Source organism: Burkholderia sp. ZZQ-2 (assembly GCF_050768715.1).
In the GTDB taxonomy this organism is placed as follows: domain Bacteria; phylum Pseudomonadota; class Gammaproteobacteria; order Burkholderiales; family Burkholderiaceae; genus Burkholderia; species Burkholderia cepacia.
This window is the reverse complement of the sequence record NZ_LDVA01000125.1, coordinates 1-1,407: the sequence shown is the minus strand read 5'-3', so window position 1 is coordinate 1,407 and position 1,407 is coordinate 1. Positions and strand designations below refer to the sequence as shown.

Genomic DNA, 1,407 nt, shown 5'->3' with positions numbered 1-1,407 from the left:
TGTTGAGCTTGAAACCGGCCGACACCTTGGCTTCGGCCAGCAGCTCGCCATACGGATCGAATGCCTTGAGCTGCGCGTACGGCTCGAATTCGTCCGGCACGATGTCGAGCGTCACCGACACATCCTGGCCGTCCTCGCCCTGAACCGTCACTTCCTTGTGCAGCATCGCGCGCCGCTGCTGCTCGTGGCGCATCAGCACCTCGCTCGCGGTCTTCACGAGCGTGCGGAACGCGTTCGCGTCCATCGGCTTGGGGTTCTTCTTGTCGCGGCCCATGGTCCACGGCCCGACGAGCGCGGGCTCGGACTCGCCGTCCTTGATCATTTCGACGGCCCAGCCGTCGTCGTCTTCGTTCTTGATGATGCGGGCCGTCCAGCCGTTGTCGCGCCAGAGGCCGTCTTCGTGGATGGAGGTGTCGTCGGATTGCAGGTCGGATTCGGTCATGAGGAAAGCGGGGCGGGGCCACCGGAGTACGGGCGCGGGCACGGGGCGGTGGCGCGCGGCCGGCATCGGCGCGTCGCTCGCCGCCGGCGGCCCGGCGCGGCATGCAAAGGCGTCGATTTTACCTGCTGGCCGGCCGGATGGCCCGTGTGGCCCGCCAAGCCGGCCATCCGGCCGATGTTCCGAGATGCCGGCCGCTCCGGGACGGCCGCTCGAACCGGCGCAAATATCAAACTCGTATTACGTCCCTGACGACCAATCCCGTTACCGTCCGATATCCCGTCCGCGTGCGGCTTCATAGAATCGGTGTGCAGGCTAAAAATAGCCTGAACGTCCGATCAACGCCAAACCGGCCGTGCGCGCTCCGCGTCGCGCGGCCGATGAACCACCGGGAACCACGCATGAGGAAATTCAACGTTCGCATCGTCTTCGCGTACGACTGGCCGTTGACGCTGGCCGGCATCGAGCAGGTCGCAGGCAGCGCCTGCGCGATCGAGCTCGTCGCGGTATGCCGGAATGTGGCCGAGCTGGCCGCGTCGCTCGGCGGCGTCGACTGCGATGTCGTGCTGGTCGACTATGCGATCCGCGGGGACGCGCAGATGGACGGCCTCGGGCTGCTCGGCTGGCTGCGGCGCACGCGTCCGAACGTCGGGGTCGTCGTGCTGGTCGCGAACGAGAATCCGCTGATCGTCGGGTCGATCCTCGCGATCGGCGGCGTGAGCGTCGTCAGCAAGTTCGACGAGGTCGGCCATATCGTCACGGCCATTCATTCGAGCTACAGCGGCGGGCACTACCTGTCGCCGCTCGTCAGGCGCGCGGTCGATGCGGCCGGCGAGCGCGGCGAGGCGCCCGTGAAGCTGTCGGCGCGCGAGATCGAGGTCATTCGCCTGTATCTGTCGGGGGTGCCGATCAAGACGATCGCGCAGCGTCTGAGCAAGGGCAAGCAGACGGTCAGTGCGCAGAAGATC

2 protein-coding genes are annotated in these 1,407 nt (G+C 67.0%); one reads left to right on the top strand and one right to left on the bottom strand.

The features are described from left to right. Positions 1-442 (bottom strand): hypothetical protein (locus ABY44_RS07760; protein ID WP_431641059.1); only part of this gene is annotated, 442 nt, incomplete at its 3' end. A 398-nt stretch (positions 443-840) separates the two neighbouring features. On the opposite strand from ABY44_RS07760, the gene ABY44_RS07755 reads away from it, so the two are divergent. Next, positions 841-1,407 (top strand): DNA-binding response regulator (locus tag ABY44_RS07755; protein ID WP_431641058.1); only part of this gene is annotated, 567 nt, incomplete at its 3' end.